This is a genomic window from Blastococcus sp. PRF04-17 (genome assembly GCF_023016265.1).
In the GTDB taxonomy this organism is placed as follows: Bacteria; Actinomycetota; Actinomycetes; order Mycobacteriales; family Geodermatophilaceae; genus Blastococcus_B.
In genome coordinates, this window is the sequence record NZ_CP095412.1 from 1,303,998 (window position 1) to 1,322,490 (window position 18,493).

Annotated in this window: 14 protein-coding genes and 2 pseudogenes; 12 read left to right on the plus strand and 4 right to left on the minus strand. The window is 73.8% G+C overall.

Translation table 11 applies throughout. From position 1 onward, the window contains the following. Entirely contained in the window at positions 1 to 1,101 is a 1,101-nt protein-coding gene (gcvT, locus tag MVA48_RS06590; RefSeq protein WP_246987055.1) for a glycine cleavage system aminomethyltransferase GcvT, read from the minus strand. 35 nt (positions 1,102 to 1,136) lie between these two features. On the opposite strand from gcvT, the gene MVA48_RS06595 reads away from it, so the two are divergent. After that, the gene (locus MVA48_RS06595; RefSeq protein WP_246987058.1) at positions 1,137 to 2,648 is read left to right on the plus strand and encodes a leucyl aminopeptidase; all 1,512 of its coding nucleotides are present in this window, start codon (positions 1,137 to 1,139) and stop codon (positions 2,646 to 2,648) included. Between the two features lie 92 nt (positions 2,649 to 2,740). On the opposite strand, the gene MVA48_RS06600 is transcribed toward MVA48_RS06595, so the two are convergent. Continuing rightward, positions 2,741 to 3,100, minus strand: coding sequence for an oxidoreductase (locus MVA48_RS06600; RefSeq protein ID WP_246987061.1), 360 nt, complete (start codon positions 3,098 to 3,100; stop codon positions 2,741 to 2,743). A gap of 154 nt (positions 3,101 to 3,254) precedes the next feature. On the opposite strand from MVA48_RS06600, the gene lpdA reads away from it, so the two are divergent. From lpdA to MVA48_RS06620, 4 genes and pseudogenes are all read left to right on the plus strand, one after another. Then, a complete protein-coding gene (gene lpdA, locus MVA48_RS06605; RefSeq protein WP_246987063.1) occupies positions 3,255 to 4,634 on the plus strand; it encodes a dihydrolipoyl dehydrogenase in 1,380 nt (459 codons plus the stop codon). Between the two features lie 66 nt (positions 4,635 to 4,700). Then, a pseudogene (locus tag MVA48_RS06610) lies at positions 4,701 to 5,282 on the plus strand (biotin/lipoyl-containing protein); the annotation flags it as partial. Then, positions 5,177 to 6,550, plus strand: coding sequence for a 2-oxoglutarate dehydrogenase, E2 component, dihydrolipoamide succinyltransferase (gene sucB, locus MVA48_RS06615; protein ID WP_246987065.1), 1,374 nt, complete (start codon positions 5,177 to 5,179; stop codon positions 6,548 to 6,550). The pseudogene MVA48_RS06610 and the gene sucB, both read left to right, overlap by 106 nt. 86 nt (positions 6,551 to 6,636) lie before the next feature. Further along, the gene (locus MVA48_RS06620; protein WP_246987068.1) at positions 6,637 to 7,548 is read left to right on the plus strand and encodes a TIGR01777 family oxidoreductase; all 912 of its coding nucleotides are present in this window, start codon (positions 6,637 to 6,639) and stop codon (positions 7,546 to 7,548) included. Between the two features lie 3 nt (positions 7,549 to 7,551). On the opposite strand, the gene MVA48_RS06625 is transcribed toward MVA48_RS06620, so the two are convergent. Continuing rightward, a complete protein-coding gene (locus MVA48_RS06625; RefSeq protein ID WP_246987070.1) occupies positions 7,552 to 9,171 on the minus strand; it encodes a serine/threonine-protein kinase in 1,620 nt (539 codons plus the stop codon). Between the two features lie 97 nt (positions 9,172 to 9,268). Between MVA48_RS06625 and MVA48_RS06630 the strand changes: the two genes are divergently transcribed. The 6 genes and pseudogenes from MVA48_RS06630 (at position 9,269) to lipB (ending at position 12,981) form a co-directional block, all read left to right on the plus strand. After that, on the plus strand, positions 9,269 to 10,516 hold the full coding sequence (locus MVA48_RS06630; RefSeq protein WP_246987072.1) for an NAD(P)/FAD-dependent oxidoreductase: 1,248 nt from the start codon (positions 9,269 to 9,271) through the stop codon (positions 10,514 to 10,516). After that, positions 10,516 to 11,253, plus strand: coding sequence for a peptidase E (locus MVA48_RS06635; protein ID WP_246987074.1), 738 nt, complete (start codon positions 10,516 to 10,518; stop codon positions 11,251 to 11,253). Before MVA48_RS06630 ends, MVA48_RS06635 begins: the two co-directional genes overlap by 1 nt. Before the next feature lie 45 nt (positions 11,254 to 11,298). After that, positions 11,299 to 11,622 (plus strand): annotated as a pseudogene (locus MVA48_RS24020) (TetR/AcrR family transcriptional regulator); the annotation flags it as partial. 47 nt (positions 11,623 to 11,669) lie between these two features. Continuing rightward, the gene (locus tag MVA48_RS06640; protein ID WP_246987076.1) at positions 11,670 to 11,888 is read left to right on the plus strand and encodes a WHG domain-containing protein; all 219 of its coding nucleotides are present in this window, start codon (positions 11,670 to 11,672) and stop codon (positions 11,886 to 11,888) included. A 120-nt stretch (positions 11,889 to 12,008) separates the two neighbouring features. Beyond that, positions 12,009 to 12,314, plus strand: coding sequence for a hypothetical protein (locus MVA48_RS06645; protein WP_246987078.1), 306 nt, complete (start codon positions 12,009 to 12,011; stop codon positions 12,312 to 12,314). A gap of 37 nt (positions 12,315 to 12,351) precedes the next feature. After that, positions 12,352 to 12,981: a lipoyl(octanoyl) transferase LipB gene (lipB, locus tag MVA48_RS06650; RefSeq protein WP_246987080.1), complete on the plus strand. Its 630-nt coding sequence runs from the start codon at positions 12,352 to 12,354 to the stop codon at positions 12,979 to 12,981. A 59-nt stretch (positions 12,982 to 13,040) separates the two neighbouring features. On the opposite strand, the gene leuS is transcribed toward lipB, so the two are convergent. Further along, on the minus strand, positions 13,041 to 15,926 hold the full coding sequence (gene leuS, locus MVA48_RS06655) for a leucine--tRNA ligase (RefSeq protein ID WP_246987082.1): 2,886 nt from the start codon (positions 15,924 to 15,926) through the stop codon (positions 13,041 to 13,043). A gap of 282 nt (positions 15,927 to 16,208) precedes the next feature. On the opposite strand from leuS, the gene MVA48_RS06660 reads away from it, so the two are divergent. Next, positions 16,209 to 18,491, plus strand: coding sequence for a putative bifunctional diguanylate cyclase/phosphodiesterase (locus MVA48_RS06660; protein ID WP_246987084.1), 2,283 nt, complete (start codon positions 16,209 to 16,211; stop codon positions 18,489 to 18,491). The last annotated feature ends 2 nt before the right edge of the window (positions 18,492 to 18,493 follow it).

Below are 18,493 nucleotides of genomic sequence, written 5' to 3' on the forward strand. Positions count from 1 at the left end.
TCAGCGCACGTGCGACTCGACGAAGGGCGGCTTGACGACCTCGACCGGCAGCACCCGGCCACGGACGTCGACGCTCAGCTCGTCGCCTTCGGCGACACCGCTCGCCGTGTCGAGGAGGGCCAGGCCGATGCCGACCCGGAGCGACGGGGAGAACGTGCCGCTGGTGACGCTGCCGATCACGGCGCCGTCCGGCCCGAGGACCGACATGCCCGGCCGCGGGCTCTGCCGCCCGCCGGCCTTCAGCCCCCAGAGCAGCCGGGCGGGGCCGGCCTCCTTCTCGGCCAGCAACGCTTCGCGGCCCCAGAACGCGGGCTTCTTCCACCCGACCGCCCAGCCGGCGCGCGCCTGGACCGGACTGATCTCCCTCGACAGCTCGTGGCCGTGCAGCGGGTAGCCCATCTCGGTGCGCAGCGTGTCCCGCGCGCCGAGCCCGCACAGCCGGATGCCCTCGGGCTCACCGGCCTCGAGCAGGGCGTCCCACATCTCCGCGGCCCGGTCGGCGGCGACGAGCAGCTCGTAGCCGTGCTCGCCCGTGTAGCCCGTCCGGCAGACGGTCACCTCGGCGCCGCCGCCGGTGCCGGTCACGAACGACATGTACGCCAGCTCACCCGGCAGTCCGAGCAGCTCGAGCACCTGCAGCGCCCTGGGCCCCTGGACCGCGAGGACGGCCACGTCGGCGTGCCGGTTCTCGACCGTGATCCCGGACGGCGCCGCATCGGCCAGCCGACCGAGCACCTCGGCGGCGTTGGCGGCGTTCGGGACCAGCAGCACGTCGTCGGGGCCGTGCAGGTAGACGATCAGGTCGTCGACGACGCCTCCGTCGTCCTGGCAGCACAGCGTGTACTGCGCCTGCCCCGGGCCGATGCGGCCGAGGTCGTTGGTCAGGCACCGGTTGACGAACTCCGCCGCACCCGGGCCCCGGACGGTGCCGGTGCCCAGGTGGGAGACGTCGAAGAGCCCGACGCCCTCGCGGACCGCGGCGTGCTCCGCGAGGACGCCGCCACCGGCGTACTCGATGGGCATCGACCAGCCGCTGAAGTCGGCGAGCTTGGCACCCGCGGCGACGTGCCGGTCGTGGAGAGGAGAGGTCAGCGGGCTCACGGGGGCCACGCTATCCGGGCCTCTAGGATCGAGCGGTGCCGCCGACGATCTCCGCCACCGACCACCCGCTGGAGAAGCTGACCGGGGACGCCGTCGTCGTCGCCGTCGGCAAGGGACCGGACGGGCCGCTGCCCACCCCCGGCGCCGAGGCGGTCGACCGCCTGCTCGGCGGGCGCCTCTTCCCCGCGCTGGTGGACCTCGGCGCCCGTGGTGCCGAGGACGAGGTCACCCGCCTCCCCTCCTTCGGGCAGGGCCCCTTCCCCGTCGTGGCCGTCGCCGGTCTGGGCGCGCCGGAGACCAACGGCACCTACCGGACCGAAGCCATCCGCCGAGCCGCCGGCGCGGCAAGCCGTGCCCTCGGCGGACGGCGCTCGGTGGTCAGCCTGCTCGCGGCCGTCGGGGGCACCCCGGACGCCGAACGGCTGCACGCCGTCGGCGAGGGCTCGCTGCTGGGCGCGTACGAGTTCACCGCCTACAAGTCCGACCCCGGCGCCGACCGCAAGGCACCGCCGAGCGAGTTCACCGTCGTCGTCCCGGGTGCGGCCGCCGCCGAGGCCGCCCTGCGCCGGGTGCGGGCGGTCGCCGACGCCGTCGCCCTCGTGCGCGACCTGGTCAACACGCCGCCGAACGACCTCTACCCGGCCGAGCTCGCCGCCCGGGGCGCAGCGGCCGGTGAGAAGGCGGGACTCGCCGTCGAGATCCTCGACGAGGACGCGCTGGCGGCCGGCGGCTACGGCGGGATCCTCGCCGTGGGCAGCGGTTCCACCCGCAAGCCGCGGCTGCTGCGCCTGACCTATGCGGGCGCCGGCGCGCGCAAGAAGGTGGCACTGGTCGGCAAGGGCATCACCTTCGACAGCGGCGGCCTGTCGATCAAGCCCGCGCTGAAGATGGAGGACATGAAGAGCGACATGGCCGGTGCCGCGGCCGTGATCGCCACCGTCTGCCTCGTCGCCCAGCTGAACCTGCCGGCCGAGGTCACGGCCACGGTGCCCATCGCCGAGAACCTGCCCAGCGGCACCGCCTACCGGCCGGCCGACGTCGTGACCTTCCGGAACGGCAAGAAGGCCGAGATCACCAACACCGACGCCGAGGGGCGCGTGATCCTGGCCGACGCCCTCGCACGGGCGGCCGAGGACCGGCCCGACGTCCTGCTCGAGACCTCCACGCTGACCGGCGCACAGCTGGTGGCGCTGGGCACCCGCACCGCGGGTGTCATGGGCAGCGACGACCTTCGTGACGCGGTCATCGCCGCCGCCAAGCGTTCCGGCGAGGGCATGTGGCCGATGCCGCTGCCCCCGGAGCTGCGCCGGGGGCTCGACTCCCCCATCGCGGACTTCGTCAACGCCAACGCCGACCGCATGGGCGGCATGCTCGTCGGCGGGCACTTCCTGGCCGAGTTCGTGCCGGACGGCCTACCGTGGGCGCACATCGACATCGCCGGCCCGAGCTACAACACCGGCGCACCGTGGGGCTACACGCCCAAGGGCGGCACCGGCGTCCCTGTGCGCACCCTCCTGGCGACGATCGAGGCCCTCATCGGCGACTGATCGCCGGCGACGATCAGGTTCCCTGATCATCGCGGGTCCTCCCTCACGGTCGGCCGCGAGGGAGGACGCAGCACGGTGAGGGAGGACGTCGTCTAGAGCCGGTTCTGCTTCTGACGGGCGCTCCAGTCGCGCATGCGCTGGGGATAGCCGGTGACCTGGGCGTCGTAGACGGGGATGGACAGGTCGCGCGAGAGCTTGCGGGCGACCTCCGCCCCGGCGATCCGGCGCCGGGTCCACTCACCGTCGGCAGCGACCAGCACGATGGTCGTCTCGGTGACGGCAGTCCGGGGCTCCACGTAGCCTTCGACGCCGCGGCGGCTGGCGACGAACTGCTCCAGGTGCGTGAGGTCGGTGCGCTGCGAGCCACGGTCGAGGGTGCCGCGGCCGCCGTCGTCCCGGCCCCTGCCCGGACGGCTCCCGCGCCCGCCGCGCAACCGGTCGAACAGCCCCATGACGCCTCTCCCGTCGATCCGTCGTCCTTCTGATCATCGGCTCGCTCGGGAGGGGCAACGGTGCTCCCGGCCGGGTCGTTCCCGGAGTGGCAGGATGAGCACCGAGCACCCGCCCGCACGAGCGGGGCGCCGACGACTGGATCGAGGAGTACTCGTGAGCTCACCCACCTCCCCCGCCGACCTGGTCATCCTCGGTGGTGGCTCGGGTGGCTACGCCGCGGCGTTCCGTGCGACCGAGCTCGGCCTGAACGTCGTCCTGATCGAGAAGGACAAGGTCGGCGGGACCTGCCTGCACCGCGGCTGCATCCCGACCAAGGCGCTGCTGCACGCGGGCGAGGTCGCCGACCTCGCCCGCGACGGCGAGCAGTTCGGCGTCAAGACGTCGCTGGCCGGCATCGACATGGACGGCGTCAACGCCTACAAGGATGGCGTCATCTCCAAGCTCTACAAGGGGCTGCAAGGCCTGGTGAAGGCCCGCAAGATCAACTACGTGGAGGGCGAGGGGCGGCTGACCTCCCCCACCACCGTCGAGGTGAACGGCCAGACCTACGAGGGCAAGCACATCCTGCTGGCCACCGGCTCCTACGCCCGCAGCCTGCCCGGCCTGGACATCGACGGCACGCGGGTCATCACCAGCGACCACGCGCTCAACCTCGACCGGGTACCGGCGTCGGCGATCATCCTCGGCGGCGGGGTCATCGGCTGCGAGTTCGCCAGCGCCTGGAAGTCCTTCGGCGTGGACGTCACGATCATCGAGGCGCTGCCGCACCTGGTCCCGCTGGAGGACGAGTCCTCCTCCAAGCTGCTCGAGCGCGCGTTCCGCCGGCGCAAGATCGCCTTCGAGCTGGGCAGCCGCTTCTCCGGCGTGCAGCACACCGAGAACGGCGTGAAGGTCTCGCTCGAGAACGGCAAGGAGGTCGAGGCCGAGCTGCTGCTCGTCGCCGTCGGCCGCGGCCCGACCAGCCAGGGCCTCGGTTACGAGGAGGCCGGCGTCGCCATGGAGCGTGGCTACGTCCTGGTCGACGAGTACTGCCGCACCAACGTGCCCACCATCTCCGCCGTCGGCGACCTCATCCCCACGCTGCAGCTGGCCCACGTCGGCTTCGGCGAGGGAATCCTGGTCGCCGAGCGCGTGGCCGGGCTCGACCCGGCGCCGATCGACTACGCCGGCGTCCCCCGGATCACCTACTCCGACCCCGAGGTCGCCTCGGTCGGCCTGACCGAGGGCCAGGCCAAGGAGAAGTACGGCGAGGTCAAGACGCTCACCTACGACCTCGCGGGCAACGGCCGCAGCCAGATCCTGAAGACGACCGGCGCGGTGAAGCTGGTGCAGGCCCCCGACGGCCCGGTCGTCGGCATCCACATGGTCGGCAGCCGCGTGGGCGAGCTCATCGCCGAGGCACAGCTGATCTACAACTGGGAGGCCGAGGCCGACGACGTCGCCAGTCTCATCCACCCGCACCCGACGCAGAGCGAGGCCCTCGGCGAGGCGCACCTGGCCCTGGCCGGCAAGCCGCTGCACGTGCACGGCTGACCCGAACCACTCACCCACCCCGCAGAGCCGAGAAGGAGCCCTCTCCCGATGCCGACGTCCGTCACCATGCCCGCCCTGGGCGAGAGCGTCACCGAGGGCACGGTCACCCGCTGGCTCAAGCAGGAGGGTGAGCAGGTCGAGGCCGACGAGCCCCTCCTCGAGGTCTCGACCGACAAGGTCGACACCGAGATCCCCTCGCCCGCCGCGGGAGTGCTGACGAAGATCCTCGTCGCGGAGGACGAAACCGTCGAGGTCGGTGCCGAGCTGGCGGTCATCGGCGGGGATGGCGGCGGCGCCGAGCCCGAGCCCGAGGCGGAGCCCGCCTCGGCCGAGGACGAGGACACCCCGCAGACCCCGGCCGAGCAGGTCGACGACGCCGGTGGGGGGCAGCAGGAGGAGCAGCCGGCCCCCGAGCCGGAGCCCGCGCCGGCCTCGACCGACAGCGGTTCCGGCGGCGGTTCCGACAGCGGTTCCGGCGGCCAGGGGACGCCGGTGACGATGCCGGCACTCGGCGAGAGCGTCACCGAGGGCACCGTCACCCGGTGGCTGAAGTCGGTCGGCGACGAGGTGACCGCCGACGAGCCCCTGCTCGAGGTCTCGACCGACAAGGTCGACACCGAGATCCCGGCGCCGGCGAGCGGAACCCTGCTCGAGATCACCGTCGACGAGGACGAAACCGTCGAGGTGGGCGCCCAGCTGGCCGTCATCGGCACGGGCGCCGCGGGCGGTTCCTCCGCGCCGCCCCCCAGCAGGAGGCGGCCCCCCAGCAGGAGGCGGCCCCCCAGCAGGAGGCCCCGGCCGAGGAGGAGCCGCAGGCCGCTCCCGAGGCCAAGCCCGCCGCGCCCGCGACCGCCACCGCGCAGCCCGGCGGGGACTACGGCGCCAGCGGTGCGCAGCCCGCCGCCTCCCCCACCTCCGCCCCGCCGCCGCAGGTCGCGCCACAGGCGCCGGCTCAGCAGTCCCCGTCGTCCGACGGCGACGGCAGCGGTGCCTACGTGACGCCACTGGTCCGCCGGCTGGCCGCGGAGAAGGGCGTCGACCTCGGCTCGGTCTCCGGCAGCGGCGTCGGCGGGCGGATCCGCAAGCAGGACGTGCTGGCGGCAGCCGAGCAGAAGGCCGCGCCGGCTTCCGCCCCGGCCTCCGCCCCGGCGCCCCGTACGCCGTCCCCGGCGGCGACCCCGGACACCTCGGTGCGCGGCCGCACCGAGAAGATGTCCCGCCTCCGCACCGTCATCGCCCGCCGCATGGTCGAGTCGCTCCAGGTCAGCGCGCAGCTGACCACCGTCGTCGAGGCCGACGTCACCAAGATCGCGCGGCTGCGCCAGCAGGCCAAGAAGGACTTCGAGACCCGCGAGGGCGTGAAGCTGTCCTTCCTGCCGTTCTTCGCGAAGGCCGCCATCGAGGCGCTCAAGGCGCACCCGTCGGTCAACTCGTCGATCGACCAGGAGGCCGGCACGGTCACCTACCACGACACCGAGAACCTCGGCATCGCGGTGGACACCGAGCGCGGGCTCCTCGTCCCGGTCATCCACGAGGCCGGTGACCTCAGCCTCGGCGGCATCGCCCGCAAGATCGCCGACCTGGCGGAGCGCACGCGGACGAACAAGATCACCCCGGACGAGCTCGGTGGCGGCACCTTCACGCTGACCAACACCGGCAGCCGCGGCGCGTTGTTCGACACCCCGATCATCAACCAGCCGCAGGTGGCCATCCTCGGCGTCGGCTCGGTGGTGAAGCGCCCGGTCGTGGTGCAGGACGCCGAGCTCGGCGAGGTCATCGCGATCCGGTCGATGGTCTACCTGGCCCTCACCTACGACCACCGGATCGTCGACGGGGCCGACGCCGCCCGCTTCCTCACCACGGTGCGCGAGCGGCTGGAGGCCGGTCAGTTCGAGGGCGAGCTGGGGCTCGCCTAGCAACCGGACCTCTGCCCCCACCACTCGCAGGCTCGCGGCGGGCCCCTGCACGGGCCCGCCGCCGCTTGTCTCCAGAGGAGGGTCACGTGAAGGTCGCCGTCTCGGGCGCCTCGGGGCTCATCGGCAAGGCCCTCGTGCCCGCGCTGCGGGCGGACGGGCACGAGGTGCTGGTGCTGGTCCGCCGCACTCCGCGGACCGCCGACGAGCACCGCTGGGACCCGCAGCACCGAAGGATCGACCCCTCCCTGCTGGGGGACGTCGACGCGGTGATCAACCTGGCCGGCACGCCGATCCGGCCGCGCCCGTTCACGGCGGCCTACAAGAAGAGCCTGCTCGACAGCCGGGTCGACGCCACCTCGACGATCAGCGAGGCACTGGCCACGGCCGCCGCGGCCGACCCCGGCCGCCGTCGGGTGCTGCTGTCGGCGTCGGCGGTGGGCTTCTACGGCGACACCGGTGCCCGGACGGTCACCGAGAGGGACGGCCCGGGCGAGGACTTCCTCGCGCGCCTGTGCGTGCAGTGGGAGGGCGCCACGGCCCCGGCGGAGGCGGCCGGGGTTCGCGTCGTGCACCTGCGCACGGGGCTCGTGCTCGGTCGGGGTGCGCTGCTTCTGCAGATCCTCGGGCTGGTCTTCCGGCTGGGGCTGGGCGGCCGGCTGGGCTCGGGCCGGCAGTACTGGCCGTGGGTCAGCCTGCGCGACGAGGTCGACGCCGTCCGCTTCCTGCTCACCGCCGACGACGTCTCCGGTCCGGTCAACGTGACGGGCCCCGAGCCGGTGACCAACGCCGAGTTCACCGAGCGCCTGGGGGCCGCCGTGTCCCGCCCGACGTTCCTCGCCGTCCCCCGGTTCGCCATCTCGCTCGCGCTCGGGGAGTTCGGCCGGTCCAGCGTCCTCGCCGGCCAGCGGGCGGTGCCCGCCGTCCTGCAGGACGCGGGCTTCGTCTTCACCCACACCACGGTGGACGAGGCGCTGCGCGCCGCGCTGTCGGGCGCCTGAGTTTCAGCCGGCGCGTTCGGCGCTCGCCATCCGCCAGCCGTCCTGGGTGAGCACCAGCACCATGCGGACGGGCAGATCCGGGCGACCGGCGGCGCCGCGCACCGCCGGACCGTCCGCGTCGGCGATGGCCACGACCTCGTGGGCGGGCCAGCGGTCCACCAGCTCCACCTCCACGCTGTCGCCGGTGACCTCCTCCACGCCGGTCACCGCCACGACAGCCGGCGTGAAGCCCCGCAGCGCTTCTCCCGCGGCCGACAGGCCCCGCGCGTGCTGTTCGTCGGCGGCCCGCAGCGGGCTGCCGGGGGCGTAGATCGTCCCGAAGTCGGCGGTGGGCGGATCTGCGAAGGCCGCGGCACGGCGACGGTAGAGGTCCGCCAGGACCTCCCGCCACGCGGCCTCGTCGGCCGGGACCGCCCGGGCGTCGGCCGGCGACCCGGCCTCCGCGACGCCGGACCGGGCCGGCTCCGGCAGTGTGGTCGCCGCGGCCACCACGGGCTCCTCCCCCGCGGCCGGGTCGGGACCGAGCGCCCGCACCACCGCCCAGGCCGGCAGCGCGAGCGCCACGACGGCGATCACCCCCATGACCGCCCGGCGCACGGCCGGCCTCCGCATCGCGCCGGTCCACCGCTCGACGGCGGCCGACCAGGCGGCACGGCGGCCGGTGGCGTCGACCACGACCGGAGCCGGGCGCGGTCGCCGGCCGGGCACCTGGTGGGTCAGTTCCGTCCGCGGACTCCGACCGGCCCGGCTCAGCTCCGCGTCGGTCACGCCGTCGACCGGCAGCCGCACCGGTTCGGGACGGCAGGCGTGCCGCAGGTCGAGCGCGAACGCGGCGGCCGAACCGCGGTCGTGCGGATCCACCGCCAGCCCGCGCAGGATCACCTCGACCAGCCGCAGGGGGGCGTCGGGCGCCAGCTCGGCGAGGTCCGGGACGAAGCCCTCGGCCGCGACCCGCAGGGTGTCGGCCGGCGTGGCGGCGTTCCACGGAGCGATGCCGGTCAGCGCGTGGAAGGCAGCCGCGGCGATGCCGAAGACGTCGGACGCCGGCCCGGGCGCCCCGCCCCGTGCGACGGTCGGGTCGACGTACGCGGGGGTGACCTCTCCCGCCGCGGCCTCGCCGAGCACCCTGGCCACGCCGAGGTCGGTCAGGACCGGCCGGCCCTCTGCGGTGAAGACGATGTTCCCCGGCGAGAGGTCGGCGTGGACGACGCCGTGGCCGTGGGCGTGTGCGAGCGCCGCGGCCACCGGCGCGATGGCGGTGACCACCTCACCCGGGCGGAGCCGTCCCCGCCGGGCGAGCAGTGCGGCCAGGCTGCCCCCCGCGAGCAGCTCGAGCACCAGAGCCACCCGGGCGGCTCCCCCGCGACGCGGCTGGTGCACCACCTCGATCAGCCGCACCAGGTGCGGGTGGTCCAGCTCACCCAGCAGCGCCGCCTCCCGGCCCTGTCGCTCCGGATCCCCGGCGACGAGCACCTTGACGGCGACCGGCTCGCCCCCGCGCCGTGGCACGGCCCGCCACACCTCCCCCGAGCCACCGCGCCCGAGCAGCGACTCGAGCACGTAGCCCGGCACGACCGGCGGCTGGGCGGCACCCGGCGACGGAGACGGGACGGCGAGCGACATGACGGGGACGGTAGGAGGAACCGGCCGGCCGGCGCGGCGGCTGTCCACAGGCGTACCCGCACCGGCTCGGATCCCGGGCAGTGGCTACCGTCGGTACATGTCGCCGGTCGGGAGCGCGGAGGTGCTCATCGTCGGCGCCGGCCTCGCCGGGCTGTCCGCCGCCACGCGGCTGCACGCCGCCGGCCACGACGTCCAGGTCCTCGAGGCCGGGGCGCACGCCGGCGGACGGCTGGCGACGGAGCGGATCGACGGCTTCGCGGTCGACCGGGGCTTCCAGGTGCTGAACACCGGCTACCCACGGGCGGCGGACCTCGACCTGCCCGCGCTCGAGCTCGGCTGGTTCGGGCGGGGGGCGATCCTGCGCCACGAGGGCCGGGTGCACCGCGTCGGGGACCCCCGGCAGAACCCGCGCTGGGCGCCGGGCACCGTCGCCGCGCCACTGGGCGGCCTCCGCGAGAAGGCCGCGATCGCCGCCTTCTCCGTGCGGTCGGGATACTCGCCGGTGTCCCGGCTGCTCCGCCGTCCCGAGCAGTCGGCCGAGGACTCGCTGCGAGCAGCTGGCGTCGGCGACGCCGCGCTCGAGCGCTTCTTCCGGCCCTTTCTCGCCGGCGTCCTGCTGGAACGGGAGCTGGCGACGTCCAGCCGCTACGTCGACCTGCTGTGGCGGTCCTTCGTCCGCGGCACGGTCGGGCTGCCGGCCCGTGGCATGCAGGCCGTCGGCGAGCAGCTGGCCGCGCGGCTCCCGGCCGACCGGGTCCACCTCCGGACGCCGGTCCGTGCGGTCTCGGCCGGACGTGTCGAGACCGCCGACGGCACCTGGACGGCCCGGGCCGTCGTCGTCGCCACCGATCCGCGGACCGCCGCCACGCTGCTGCCGGCGGCCGTGGCCGGCGCACCGCGACACGTCACCACGCACCTCCACGTCCTTCCGGCCTCACCGTGGAACGAGCCGCTGATCGTCCTCGGCGAGCCCGGCGGGCGGCTGGTGAACACGGTGGTGGTGTCCGACGCCCAGCCCCGCTACAGCCCGGACGGCCGCGCCCTGGTGGCGAGCTCGACCTTGCAGCCCACCCGGGAGTCGGACGTGCGGGCGGAGATCGCCCGCGCCCACGGGGTCGCGCCGGCCGATCTCGAGCACCTCACCACCGTCACGGTGACCGGCGCCCAGCCGGCGGCACCGCCGCCGCTCCAGCTCCGCCGCCCGGTCGACCTCGGAGATGGCGTCTACGTCTGCGGCGACCACCGCGACACCCCGTCCATCCAGGGCGCCATGGCCAGCGGCGCCCGCGCCGCACGCGCCGTCCAGCGTGGGCTGCGCTCGTCCGCCGTCCCCCAGGGAGCCTGATGCCCGCCTCCGCGCCGACGATCGTCGCCACGAGCATGGCCGGCTTCGCCAGCCGTGGCCGCGGCCCCTACGACTGGCGGCCGGCGCCCGTCTTCGACCTGGCGTTCTCGCTCGCGGACGCGCGCGACCGGCCGCGGCTGTGCTACCTCGGCACGGCCACCGGCGACGACCCGGTCCGGCTGGCCGGCGTCTACGGCGCCTTCGCCGGGAGCGCCGTCCAGGTCAGTCACCTGAGCCTGTTCACCATGCCGACCGTCCCGGACGTGCGCAGCCACCTGCTCGCCCAGGACGTCGTCTGGGTCGGCGGTGGCAGCGTGGCCAACCTGCTCGCGCTGTGGCGGCTGCACGGGCTCGACGAGATCTTCCGCGAGGTGTGGGAGGCGGGCGTCGTCCTGGGCGGTGTGAGCGCCGGATCGCTGTGCTGGCACGTGGGCGGGACCACCGACTCCTTCGGCCCCGAGCTGCGACCGGTGACGAACGGGCTGCGCTTGATCCCGACGTCCAACGGCGTCCACTACGACTCCGAGGAGCAGCGCCGTCCGCTCTACCACCAGCTGGTCGCCGACGGGACGCTGCCCGGCGGACACGCCACCGACGACGGCGTCGGCCTGGTCTACCGCGGCACCGAGCTGGTCGAGGTGGTGGCCGACCGACCCGACGCCGCGGCCTACCGCGTGGAGCGAGGTCCCGACGGCAGCGTCGTGGAGACGCGGCTGGAGCCTCGCCGGCTCTCGTGAGCGCCACACTTGCCACTGACAGCTTGTCAGTGACAAGCTTGCGCCATGGGCACCGACGATCTGCGGACGACGCTGCTCCGCTCCGCGGCCGAAGTGGTGGCGCGCTCCGGCGTCGGCGAGGTCTCGGTCCGCGAGCTCGCACGACAGGCCGGGGTCTCGCACGCGGCGCACCGGTACCACTTCGCCTCGCGAACCGGACTGCTGACGGCGCTGGCCGCCGAGGGGCACCGACTGCTGGCCGGGGAACTCGAGCGCGCCGCCGGCGAGAGCTTCCTCGAGGTCGGCGTCGCCTACGTCCGCTTCGCCCGCGACCACCCCGGCCACTTCACTGTCATGTTCACGCCGGACGTACTGGACGACTCCGATGCGGACCTGACCGCCGCCAGGTCCAGGACCTTCGGCGTCCTGCAGGGGGCGTGCACGCCATGGCGGCCGAGGGCCGGCTCGAGGACGCCCGGGCCGCCGTCGTGGCGGCATGGTCGCTGGTCCACGGCTTCGCCACCCTCGCCGCCACCGGCAACCTCGCCGGCGCCGGACTCACCGGCCGGACCGACGGCGACGCCCTGCTCGACCTCGCCCGACGCGCGGCGGGGATGCTCTACGGCTCCCCCGGAAGGGACCCAGATCATGGGTGACACGCTCCTGACCGTCCACGTCGTGGCGGCACCGCCGGCCTGCTCCTCGGACCGCTGTGGCTGCTGGGCCGGCAACGCGGCTCCCGAGCGTCGTCGGCAGCGGTGGCGTACCAGGTGGCGGTGACCGTCGTCAGCGTCACCGGAGCGGCGCTGGCGATCCGCACACCGGGGCTGGTCTGGCTACTGCCGGTCGCCGTCCTCACACAGGCCCTCGCCCTCACCGGTGCCCTGGCGCGCCGGCGGAGCTGGCGTCGCTGGGACGCCCTGCAGCCGCACCTGCTCGGCGGCTCGTACATCGTGCTGGTCACCGCCCTGCTGGTCGCCGAGACCGGCAATGCGCTGTTCTGGGCACTGCCCGCCGTCGTCGGCCAGCTGCCGATCGCGATGGCCAAGCGGCGGCTGCACGCGGCGGCGGCACTCGGCTGACGGAGCCACTCCTCGTCCGGGGCCTACGCTGAACCGCGTGACCGAGCTGCGGATCGAGCGGGCGGGGCTGGTCCCCTACGAGCAGGCCTGGGCGCGGCAGCGGGAGCTGCACGCCGCCCGCGTGGCCGGCGAGGGTCCCGACACCCTGCTGCTGCTCGAGCACCCGTCGGTCTACACCGCGGGCAAGCGCACCCTGCCGCACGAGCGGCCGTTCGACGGAACGCCGGTCATCGACGTCGACCGGGGTGGCAAGATCACCTGGCACGGCCCCGGTCAGCTGGTCGGCTACCCGATCGTGGCGCTGCCCGACCCGATCGACGTGGTGGCCTACGTCCGCCGGCTGGAGCAGGCACTGATCGAGGTGTGCGCCGGCTTCGGCCTGGACACCATCCGGGTCGAGGGTCGCAGCGGCGTGTGGGTCGCGGCGGACGGCACGCGTCCGGAGCGCAAGGTGGCCGCGATCGGCGTCCGGGTCGCCCGCGGGGTGACGATGCACGGGTTCGCGCTGAACTGCGACCCGGACATGAGCTTCTTCGGCAACATGATCCCGTGCGGCATCCCCGACGCCGGGGTGACCTCGCTGTCGGCGGAGCTCGGCCGCGACATTCCCGTCGACGAGGCCACCGAGCCAGTCGAGAAGGCGATCCGCCGGGTCCTCACCTTCTAGGCGCCAGAACCGCGGTTTCGGCCCCTCCGGGGAGGGGCCGAAACCGCGGTTCTGGCGCCTCAGCCGAGGACGAAGTTGACCAGCCGGCCGGGGACGGCGACGACGCGGCGCACCGTCTTCCCGTCCAGGTGTGCCGCCACCTTCTCGTCGGCCCGCGCCGCCGCCTCCAGCGCGGCTGCATCGGCATCGGCCGGCACGCTGACCTGAGCCCGCACCTTGCCGTTCACCTGGACGGCGACCTGCACGGTGTCCTCCACCAGCCAGCGCTCCTCGGCGACCGGGAACGGGTGCCAGGCCAGCGACTCGCCGTGGCCCAGTCGCGACCACAGCTCCTCGGCCACGTGCGGGGCCAGTGGCGCGACCATGAGCACCAGCGGCTCGACGACCGAGCGGGGCACCGGCCGGTCGGCGCCGTACACCGACGTCAGGTGGTTGGTCAGCTCGGTGATCCGGGCGATGGCGATGTTGAACCGCAGCGTCGAGAACCCGTCGCGGACGCCGGCGATGGTCCGGTGCAGGGCACGCAGCGTCTCCTCCGACGGCTCCTCGTCGGCGGCCCGCACGGCCCCCGAGTTCTCGTCGACCACCACGCGCCAGATCCGCTGCAGCAGCCGCTGCGACCCGACGACGGCCTTGGTCTCCCAGGGCCGCGACTGGTCCAGCGGGCCGGTCGACATCTCGTACACGCGGAAGGTGTCGGCCCCGTACGCGCCGATCATCTCGTCCGGCGTGACCATGTTCTTCAGGCTCTTGCCGATCTTCCCGTACTCGCGGTTGACCGGCTTGCCCTCGTAGAAGAACTGCCCGTCCTTCTCGACCACGTCGGTCGCCGGCACGTAGAACCCGCGCTCGTCGGTGTAGGCGTAGGCCGAGATGTAGCCCTGGTTGACCAGCCGGCGGAACGGCTCCTCGCCCGAGACGTAGCCCAGGTCGAACAGCACCTTGTGCCAGAACCGGGCGTACAGCAGGTGCAGGACGGCATGCTCGACCCCGCCGACGTAGAGGTCGACGCCGCCGACATCGCCGGGCTCACGGGGACCCAGCCAGTAGCGCTCCAGCTCCGGGTCGACCATCTGCTCGTCGTCCCCCGGGTCGAGGTAGCGCAGGTAGTACCAGCAGGAGCCCGCCCAGTTGGGCATCGTGTTGGTCTCGCGGCGGTACTTCTTCGGCCCGTCGCCCAGGTCCAGCTCGACCGTCGTCCACTCGGTCGCCCGCGACAGCGGCGGCTCCGGGGACGAGTCGGCGTCGTCGTCGGCGAAGGTCTTCGGTGAGTAGTCGTCCACCTCGGGCAGCAGCACCGGCAGCATCGACGTCGGGACGGCGACCGGCAGGTCGTGCTCGTCGTAGACGATCGGGAACGGCTCGCCCCAGTAGCGCTGCCGGCTGAACAGCCAGTCGCGCAGCTTGTAGGTGGTCGTCGCCTCGCCGGAGCCCTTCGCCACCAGCCACTCGGTGATGCGGGCGATGGCGTCGGCCTTGGTCAGGCCGTCCAGCGAGATCTCGTCGTTGGCCGAGTTGATCATCTGGCCGGCGCCGGTCCACGCCTCGCCGTCCCAGTCCGCCGGCGGCTGCACCGTCCGGACGACGTCCAGCCCGAACGCCTTCGCGAAGTCCCAGTCGCGCTGGTCCTCGCCGGGCACCGCCATGATGGCGCCGGTGCCGTAGCCGGTCAGCACGTAGTCGGCGATGAACACCGGCAGCTCGCGGCCGTTGACCGGGTTGAGCGCGGTGACGCCCAGCCAGACTCCGGTCTTCTCGCGGCCGGCGTCCTGCCGGTCCAGCTCGGAGCGGCGCGACGCCTGGCGCTGGTAGGCCTCGACGGCCTCCCGCGGGGTGGCCGCTCCCCCGGTCCAGCGCGGGTCGGCGTCCGCCGGCCACTCCGACGCGGTCAGCGACCCGACCAGCGGGTGCTCCGGCGCCAGCACCATGTAGGTGGCGCCGAACAGCGTGTCCGGGCGGGTGGTGAAGACCTCGATGGTCTCGTTGTTGCAGGAGAAGCCGATCCGCGCACCGGTCGAACGGCCGATCCAGTTGCGCTGCATCAGCTTCAGCGAGTCGGTCCAGTCCAGCCGGTCCAGGTCGTCGAGCAGCCGGTCGGCGTAGGCGGTGATCCGCATCATCCACTGGGTCAGCGGACGCCGGAACACCGGGAAGTTGCCCCGCTCGGAGCGCCCGTCGGCGGTGACCTCCTCGTTGGACAGCACGGTGCCCAGCCCGGGGCACCAGTTCACCGGCGCCTCGTGCAGGTAGGCCAGCCGGTGGGCGTCGACGACCTTGCGCTTGTCGACCTCGTCCAGCTCCGCCCACGGCCGACCCGACGGGTTCGTGCCCGGGGCCGGCTCACGGGTGCCGGCATCCAGCTCGGCGACCAGCTCCTCGATCGGGCGCGCCTTGCCGGCCGACTCGTCGAACCACGACCCGAAGATCCGCAGGAAGATCCACTGGGTCCACTTGTAGTAGCCCGGGTCGATCGTGGCGAAGGTCCGCCGCTCGTCGTGGTCGACGCCCAGCCGGCGCAGCTGCGCCTTGATGGCCGCGATGTTCTGCTCGGTCGTGATCCGCGGGTGCTGACCGGTCTGGACGGCGTACTGCTCGGCGGGCAGGCCGAACGCGTCGTAGCCCATGGGGTGCAGGACGTTGCGCCCGTCCATGCGCAGGAAGCGGCTGGTGACGTCGGTGCCCAGGTAGCCCAGTGGGTGCCCGACGTGCAGGCCGGCGCCCGACGGGTAGGGGAACATGTCCATCAGGAAGGCCTTGGGCCGGTCGGCCACCTTCTCGAAGCCGTCACTCAGCGAGCCGGTCGGGTTCGGCGTGTGGAACGTGCCCTCGGCCTGCCAGCGGTCCTGCCAGGAGAGCTCGATGCGGTGCGCCAGCTCCGGCGTGTAGCGGTGCGGCGGGACGTCCCCGGCCGGCTGGCCGTTGGACTGGTCGGCGTTCTGGCTCATCGCTGGTGCTCCTGGGTCATCGCAACGTACCGGCGGCAGACATGAAGAAACCCCTCACTCAGGAGGGGTCGCCGTGCTGTCCGAGCGTCTCAGGTCAGCACGGCCGGCGAAGCAGGAGCCGCCTGGTCACCGCGCCAGCCTACCGCGCCGGCGGCGATCCTCCGACGGGGACCGCGGGACGGTGGCGCTCACCGTCGCTGTGGCCTCCGCGTCCCGACGGCCACTCACCCCTTAGGGGAGGTTCGCCTCCAGCCGGCCGGCACCGCGGCCGATACCCGTTGTGTGCAATCGACCTCGGCGGCGAGAGCTAGCCGCCCGGCGGGCTCGCGGCCGGCACTGATCTTCACGCTCGTCTCGCTCGGCCTGTTCGCGACCGGGATCGGGCCACGTCCCTCCGGCGACGCCTGGGCTGCGACCTACGACCTGGTCCTCTACAACGCCGTGTACGTCGGGGCGGCGCTGGTCTGCCTGCTCGCTTGTCGGCGTTCCCGTGCCGACCGAGTCGCCTGGGCGGCGCTGGCCGCCGCGATCGTCCTCGGCCTCGCCGGCAACCTGGTCTACACGCTGGCCGTCGCCACGCTGCCCGAGGAACCGTTCCCGTCGGCCGCAGACTTCTTCTACCTGGCGTACTACGTGCCGCTCTACGTGGCATTGGTGGCGCTGATCCGCACGCGGGTCACCCGCTTCCACGCCAGCATGTGGCTCGACGGGGTGGTGGGCGCACTCGGCGCCGGAGCGGTCTCCGTCGCCGTCCTGCTCGGACCGGCCCTCGAACTGACCGAGGGCGACATCGCTGCGGTCATCACGAGCATGGCGTACCCGATCGCCGACGTCGTCCTGCTGGCGCTCCTCGTGGCGGTCGGCGCGATCCTCGGCGTCCGCCGCGACCGGACCCTGCTGCTGCTCGCCGCGGCGATCGCAGCCAACCTGCTCGGCGACATCGTCTTCCTCGACCTCGCCACCCAGGGCATCTACGTCGAGGGTGGGCCGCTCGACCTCACGTGGCTGACCGCGATGGCGCTCATCGCGATCGCGGCCGCGACCAGCCGCGAGGCGCCGCGCACCGGCGAGACCACCCGCGTCGGATGGCGCGTGCTCGCCGTTCCGCTGGCCTGCAACATGGCCAGCCTCGTCGTCCTCGGCCTGGACGCCGGCAGTCGGTTCAACCCCGCGGCCGCCTGGCTCGCGGTCGGCTGCGTGCTGGCTGCCCTCGCCCGGGTCGCGATCACGTTCCGGGAGGTGCGCGCGTTCAACGAGGTCAGGGAACAGGCCCTCACCGACGAGCTGACCGGGCTGCCGAACCGTCGCGCCCTGTTCGCGCAGACGACCGCCGTCCTGGAGGGAGCCTCGGCCCAACGGCCCGCGGCCTTCCTGCTCCTCGACCTCGACGGCTTCAAGGAGGTCAACGACAGCCTCGGCCACCACGCGGGTGACCATCTGCTGCGGCAGGTGGGCCCGCGACTGCGCCCCGCGCTGCGGACGGGTGACGTGCTGGCCCGCCTCGGTGGCGACGAGTTCGCCGTCCTCCTGCCGGAGGCCGGCCTGGACGAGGCGGAGGCGCTCGCCGAGCGGCTCCGGCAGCTGCTGCTGCAGCCGTTCACCGTCGAGGGCATCCGCCTGCACGTCGGCGTCAGCATCGGCGTGGCCAGCGCCCCGGTGCCGGCCGCGACGGTCGAGGAGCTGCTCCGCTGCGCCGACGTCGCCATGTACGCGGCGAAGGCCGGACGCTCCGGCGTCCACGTGTACGTCCCCGACCCGCGAGGCGGCACCAGCGACCGGCTGCGCACGATGGAGGAGCTGCGGACGGCGCTGGAGCGCGAGGACCAGCTCGTGGTCCACCTGCAGCCGCAGGTCGACCTGGACGACGGGCGGGTGGTGGGCGCCGAGGCGCTCGTCCGCTGGCAGCACCCGGTCCGCGGGCTGCTCTCACCCGCGGACCTGCTGCCGGCGGCCGAGCAGGCGGGTCTGCTCCGCCCGCTCGCGGACGCCGTACTGGAGCTGGCCCTGGACGCAGCGGCACGGTGGTGGCCCCAGCGCGAGGTGCCCGTGTCGGTGAACCTGTCCGCGGCCAACGTCACCGACCTCGACCTCCCGGGCAAGGTGGCCCAGGCACTGCTCCGCCACGGTCTGCCGGCCGCGGCGCTGACCCTCGAGCTGGTGGAGGACACGCTGATGTCCGACCCCGAGCGGGGTCGCCAGGTCCTCGGCGAGCTGCGCCGGCTCGGCGTCCGGACCTCGATCGACGACTACGGCACCGGCTACAGCTCGCTGGCCTACCTCCGGCACCTCCCGGCCGACGAGCTCAAGCTCGACCGGAGCCTCACCCACGACGTCGGCACCGACGTGCGGGCGGCGGCGATCGTGCGGCACACCGTGGCGCTGGTGCACGAGCTGGGCATCTCCCTGGTCGCCGAGGGCGTGGAGGACGACGCCACCGGCCTGGTCCTGCGCGATCTGGGCTGCGACGTCGCCCAGGGGTACGCCATCGCCCGCCCGATGCCGGTCGAGGACTTCCTGCAGTGGCTGCAGCGGCCGGTCCGCCCGCTGGGGGTCGGCTCGAGGTAGCC